Genomic DNA, 6,152 nt, shown 5'->3' on the forward strand with positions numbered 1-6,152 from the left:
GAGTTCGAGGTCCACCCGCGGGGCGTTGAGCGGAGGGCGGAGCCCGCAGACGAAACGTGTTGAGCGAGCGTCAGCGAGTCGAAACAGTCCGCTCACACGAGCGCGTCGCGCACGGCCAGGACGCCGTGGAGCGCTTCCGCGTGCGAGGTGCTCAGTGGTGAGAGCCCCAGGCGGATGCCGTCCGGGAAGCGGAAGTCCGGGATCACGCCGTCTGCCCACAGCGTCTTCGTCACCTCGGCGAAGTCCGGGTGGCCGATCGTGACGTGGCCACCGCGCTCGGCGGCATCCCGCGGGCTCAACAGACGCACGCCGAGAGGCGCGAGCTCTTCGTCGAACGCGCGCACGACCAGGTCGGTCAGCGTCTTCGACTTCGCGCGCACCGCCTCGATCGACGCCTCCTCGATCAGGTCGAGCATGCCCTGCATCGCCAGCATCCCGAGCACGGGTGGTGTGCCGCTGATGAACTGGCGGATGCCGCTGGCCGGAGCGTAGGCGTCGCCCATGGCGAAGACGTCTCCGGCGCCCATCCACCCCTGGATGGGCTGGCGCAGCAGGCCGTGATGGCGGGCGTTGACATAGGCGAAGGCGGGGGAGCCGGGCCCGCCGTTCAGATACTTATAGGTGCAGCCGACGGCGAGATCGACGCCGCACGCATCGAGCTCGGTCGGGATGACGCCGACCGAGTGGCAGAGGTCCCACAGCATGAGCGCACCCGTTTTGTGCACAGCATCCGTGATCGCCTTCATATCGGCCAACGCGCCGGATCGATAGTCAACATGACTGAGCACGACGAGTGCTGTCTTCTCTGACACGACGGCTTTGACATCGGAGACCTGCACGCCGGCGATCGGATCGGGACTGATCCAGCGCAGCGTCAGCCCGTGCTCGGCGGCGACGCCCTCGGCGACGAAACGATCTGTGGGGAAGTTTCCTTCCTCGATCACGATGTCGGTTCTCTCGGGCTGCGCTGCAACAGCCGCACGCATGAGCTTGTAGAGCAGCACGGTTGTCGAGTCGGCGACGACGGTCTGGCCGGCGGCAGCGCCGAGGGCGACCCGGCCGATCCGGTCGCCGAGCTCGGTCGGCAGGTCCATCCACTGCTCGTCCCAGGAGCGGATCAGCCGTGTGCCCCAGTCATTCTGGACGAAGGCGGCGAGCCGTTCGGGGAGGTCGCGCAGCGGGCGGCCGAGAGAGTTGCCATCGAGATAGGCGCTGACTCCGGGAGCCTCGACGAACGCATCGAGGTGCGCGGCGAGGGGATCGTGAGCGTCGAGGGTGTGGGCATGAGTAACGAGGTCGGACACGTCAATCCTCCAGATCGGCGGGAGCGAGCGGGCGAGCGCGGAGCGGGTCGGCGGTCTCAGGCGAGGCACCGGGGATGAAGTTGAGCCGTGAGGCGGGGTTCAGCGGATCGACCGGGGCGAGCGACTGCAGCAGGTCAGCGCCGTCGATGCCTGCCTCGCGCAGCGCCGCTACTTCCTGCGGGTTGATGCCGACCGGGGCGGGGCCGTTGCCCATATCGGTGCCGTAGAGGATGTTGCCGCCGAGGGCGTGGAATCGACGGACGTTGTCGATGGCGATGTCATACGCCTCGCCGTCATGGATCGCGAGCGTCGAGACCCAGGCCACGTTTCCGTGCATGCGACGCAGCTCAGTGTCGGTGAGCCGTTCGGTGAATGGCGCGTGAGCGAGCCCGCGTGCCCGCAACAGGGATGCGCGTTGCGCCTCGCCCGGACCCTCGGCATGCGTCATCACCGAGAGATTCTGCGTCGATGCGAGCTCGACGATCGTCGTGAACATCTCGTCCGAGAACACGGGACCCGCCACACTGTTGCTCGCGAGTTTGATGCAGGTGGCACCTGCGGCTTTCATTTCGGCGATGGCTGCTGCGGCGGCATCCGCGTCGGCGATCTCGCGCACCGACCCTTCGGGGGCCCACGTGCGATCTGACGGATACCCGCCCGGAGGGGTCAGAAAGGCGCCGGCGAACACGATCTTCACGCCGCTTCCCGTGCATAACTCCGGAGCTTTTTCGTGAAACGGGGCGGAATCGGCCGTATCGGGCCGTGTTTGCGTCAACACTCCGGAGTTATGCGCCGCGACCGCGGCAACCGGCGCGACCGCGGCTGCCCGCGCGACCGCGGCGAGCACCTGCGGATTCCCACCCAGGTCGATGACCATGCCGAGCGTCGATTCCGCGAGCGCCGCCGAATCGACCAGCTGCAGATGCACGTGCGCGTCGGTGAAGCCGCCGGTCACGACGCCGTCGAGCCGCGGCATCCCCGCATCCGGGGCGTCGGCAGAAATCTGCACCCGTCCATCGACGACCGTGGCCACGCCCTCGCGCCAGACCGCGGCCCGCCGATCGAGATACGTGACCGCGCGCATTACGCGCCGATCTCGGTGCGTACCGTGTAGAGCTCGGGAAAGAACGTCAATTCCAGCGCGCGCTGGAGGAAGCTCACGCCGCTCGAGCCGCCGGTGCCGACCTTCATGCCGATCGTGCGGGTGACGGTCTTCAGATGCCGGAACCGCCAGAACTGGAAGTTGTCCTCGAGGTCGACGAGGTCTTCGCACGCCTCGTACAGGTCCCAGTGTGTCTGAGGGTTCTCGTAGATCTCGCGAATCGCGGGCACCAGGGAGTCGTGCGGCTTGTACGCCTCGCGCACGTCGCGTTGGAGAATCTCCTCGGGAATCGGCAGGCCGCGGCGCGACGCGTACCGGAGGAACTCGTCGTACAGCGTCGGGCGCTCGAGCTCGTCCGCCAGCAGCGCCAGGTTCTCGGGGTGGTCGCGGAAGACCGACAGCATCCGCTCGTTCTTGTTCCCCAGCGCGAACTCGACCGCGCGGTACTGCACCGACTGGAACCCCGAGGAGTTCCCCAGCGAGCCGCGGAACTGCGCGTACTCGGTTGGGGTGAGAGTGGCCAGCACCGACCACTGCTGGGTCATCACGTCCTGGATGCGCTTCACGCGAGCGACGCGCTTGAGCGCCTCGCGCAGATCGTCGTGCGCCAGCAGCACGCGCGCCGACGACACCTCGTGCAGCATGAGCTTCAACCAGAGCTCGGTGGTCTGATGCTGGATGATGAACAGCATCTCGTCGTGATGCTCGGGGCGGCTGACCGGATGCTGCGCGTCGAGGAGCTTGTCGAGTTCGAGGTAGGAGCCGTACGTCATCTTTCCGGCGAGGTCGGTGACGATGGTGTCTTCCAGTGTGCGCTCGTTGTCTGCGGAGTCTGTGCCCATGATTCCCGAGGATATCCTGAACGATCGGTCAGGCGTCAGGGCTGTGTCGTATGTGCACCCAGGAAGTCGATGGTCTTCTGCAGAGCGGTCTGCGCGTCGGGCATATCGAGGTGGAACTGATACTCGTGCGGCAGTGCCGGTTCGTGATCCGCCGGCCAGAACTGGTTCGTCACGTCGACGCCGAGTTCTTCCAGTCGCTGGGACATCGGGATCGACTGCAGCCACGTGAGGGCGTCGCCATTGCCGCCGGAAATGTAGGTGGTGGGGAAGTCCGCTGTCACCCAGTTCACGGTCGACATTGTGGCGCCGGAGGATCCCTCGGCCCAGGTCTTCGTGCCGGTGTACGCCCACATCGACGACTTCAAGCCCCAACCGACGATGCCGTCGAGGGCGGCGAGAGCAGCGAGGTCGTAGACGCCGCAGTTCAGTACGGTCGCGACGACCTGGTCGGCGTCGAGCGCCGGCTTCACGGACATGATCGCGGCGTAGTCCGGGTTCGTGATGAGCGTCGCCATCTGGCTGGCGAGCTGGCTGCCCGCCGAGTCGCCGGCGAGCACGATCTGGGTGGGATCGACGTTGAGCTCGTCTGCGTGCTCGTCGATGTAGCCGAGCGCCTTGTTGATCTGATGGACCGCTGTCGGATAGAAGCCCTCGGGCCCGATCGTGTAGTTCAGGGCGATCGTCGTGTATCACTCGGCGGCGAGGATCTTCATGTACGGATCGACGTTTTCCTTCGATCCCGAGATCCAGGCGCCGCCATGGATCCACACGATCGTCGGCAGCGGTGCCGTGGCGGATGCCGGGGTGAAGACATCCATCGTGGTGTCCGCGCCGTCATCGCCGTAGGAAACGTCGAGAGTTTCGGTGAGCTTCGTGTCGGGGAGGTACTTGTCCATCTCGGCCGCCGTCGCATCGCCGCCCTGAGTGAACACGGCGCGGATGACCATCGCGGACGGCCACGGCGTGATCGCCCCGATGACCGCCACGACCAGGATGACCGCGATGATGATGCCGACAGTGATCTTCGTTCGGTGCCAGCGCCTGCGCGGCTTGCGGTGAGCGGAATCCGGGTGAGTGGATGCTGCGACGTCCTCGTGCGTGGTCATATATGCCCCTCCGGGAATCAGTGTGGCAGAACCGGCCCGATATGCGGAGCTTGTCCCGATCCGCTGACGGATTGGGCGGATTCCTCAGCAAATCGGGACAGAGTCAGCAGATCGGGGCACGTTCAGCGCGCCGCGAGCACCTCAGCGGTCGTCGCCAGGGTGATCTGCGGCGGATACAGCCCCATCACGTGCACGGCGGCGGCATGATTCTCAGCCGTCGACCCCGCACAGGCATCTGTCGCGACGGTCACCCTGGCTCCGGCATCAGCCGCGGCCAGGGCTGTGGAGAGCACGCAGCAGTCGGTCGAGACGCCGGCGAGCACGAACCGGCCGCCGTGTCCCACGATCGACTCCAGTTCCGGACCCCATTTGCCGAACGTCGGCAGGTCGAGAGCCGGATGCTGCGACAGCTCGCGCGCGGCCGGCACCAGCTCGAACAGCGGATCCGTTGGCGGCTGATCGGCGAATGGCCATGCCGCGAAGTACTCGCCCCATGACGTGGATCGATCAGCCGTCGGCATCCAGCGCGTGACCAGCACGCGCTCGCCGAAGGCATCGGCAAGCGCCCGGATGCGCGGCATCACCTCGGCGAAGAACGGGGAGCCCCACTCGGAGTCCGGTGCGGCGAAGATATTCTGCGGGTCGATAACGACCAGCCATGCCCCTTCGACAGGCTCGGGGACCGGCGCGTTCATGCTTCCTGCCGCCGGATCTTGCCCGCGCGGGCAAAGTACGTCACGAGGAACGACAGCACCAGCGCGACGAAGACTCCGAGGTTGGCGTATGCCCAGTCGCCTTCTTCGCCCCCGACGAGGAAGAGCAGGTAGCCCTGCCAGTTGTTCCACGCAGCATCCTCGGCGAACAGGTTGAGGACGAGTCCCCACCCGATCACGCTGGTCACGACCATGGTGATGATCGAGGTCCAGTCCCACGCGCCGTATCGACCCTTCGCGTCGAACAGGGCCTCGTCGTCGTAGTTCTTCTTGCGTCGCAGGATGTCGGCGATGAGGATGCCGGCCCACGAGGCCAGCGGAACACCGAGCGTGATGAGGAACGACTGGAATGGCCCCAGGAAGTTCGTCGCGAAGAACACCACCCAGATCGTTCCGAGGGTGAGGATGACGCCGTCGATTGCGGCCGCAGACGGGCGGGGGATACGGATGCCGAGGCTCAGCAACGTCAGCCCCGACGAGTAGATGCCGAGCACCGCGCCCGAGACGAGGGCGAGCACGGCAGTCAGGAGGAACGGCACGAGCACCCAGATCGGCAGCAGCGTCGCCAGTGCGCCGATCGGGTCGGCTCCGACGGCATCCAGCAGCGCGTCATCGGAGCCGGCGAGCAGCAGACCGAACACGACCAGGAGAACCGGCGCGACAGCCCCGCCGAACGTGTTCCAGAACACGATCGCACCGTCGGATGCCGTGCGCTTCTGATACCGCGACCAGTCAGCGGCGATGTTGATCCAGCCGAGTCCGAAGCCGGTCATGACCATCACGAGCGCGCCGATCACGGCGCCGATGCCGCCGTCCGGGTGGGCCATGACCGCGGCGAGATCGATGTGCGGAATCGTCAGGATGACGTAGAGGATCGTGACGGCGCCGGTGATCCATGTCAGCACCGACTGCATCTTCATGATCGTGTGATATCCGAGAACGGATGCCGCCACGATGAGTGCTGCGACGACGACGGTGGCGATGATCCTCAGGGCGATGCTGTCGCCGTCACCGCCGAGCTGCGTGATGACGGTCGCGGTGGCGAGGACCGCCATGATCGCGAGGAACGTCTCCCAGCCGATCGA

5 protein-coding genes and 1 pseudogene are annotated in these 6,152 nt (G+C 66.3%); all 6 read right to left on the reverse strand.

The annotated features are described in order from the left end of the window. Positions 1–92: 92 nt before the first annotated feature. Positions 93–1,304: a kynureninase gene (locus tag ACTIAO_RS16675; RefSeq protein WP_441907237.1), complete on the reverse strand. Its 1,212-nt coding sequence runs from the start codon at positions 1,302–1,304 to the stop codon at positions 93–95. 1 nt (position 1,305) lies between these two features. Beyond that, positions 1,306–2,388, reverse strand: a complete 1,083-nt coding sequence (locus tag ACTIAO_RS16680; RefSeq protein WP_441907238.1) for a hypothetical protein — start codon at positions 2,386–2,388, stop codon at positions 1,306–1,308. Then, positions 2,388–3,248: a tryptophan 2,3-dioxygenase gene (kynA, locus tag ACTIAO_RS16685; RefSeq protein WP_441907239.1), complete on the reverse strand. Its 861-nt coding sequence runs from the start codon at positions 3,246–3,248 to the stop codon at positions 2,388–2,390. The genes ACTIAO_RS16680 and kynA overlap by 1 nt, the downstream gene beginning before the upstream one ends. 35 nt (positions 3,249–3,283) lie before the next feature. Then, positions 3,284–4,354, reverse strand: a pseudogene (locus ACTIAO_RS16690) (alpha/beta hydrolase). 122 nt (positions 4,355–4,476) lie between these two features. After that, positions 4,477–5,049: a cysteine hydrolase family protein gene (locus ACTIAO_RS16695; RefSeq protein ID WP_441907240.1), complete on the reverse strand. Its 573-nt coding sequence runs from the start codon at positions 5,047–5,049 to the stop codon at positions 4,477–4,479. Then, the coding region (locus tag ACTIAO_RS16700) for a purine-cytosine permease family protein (protein WP_441907241.1) at positions 5,046–6,152 on the reverse strand (1,107 nt) is incomplete at its 5' end. The genes ACTIAO_RS16700 and ACTIAO_RS16695, both read right to left, overlap by 4 nt.

Origin of the sequence: Microbacterium sp. (assembly GCF_052099035.1) — a bacterium.
GTDB lineage: Bacteria > Actinomycetota > Actinomycetes > Actinomycetales > Microbacteriaceae > Microbacterium.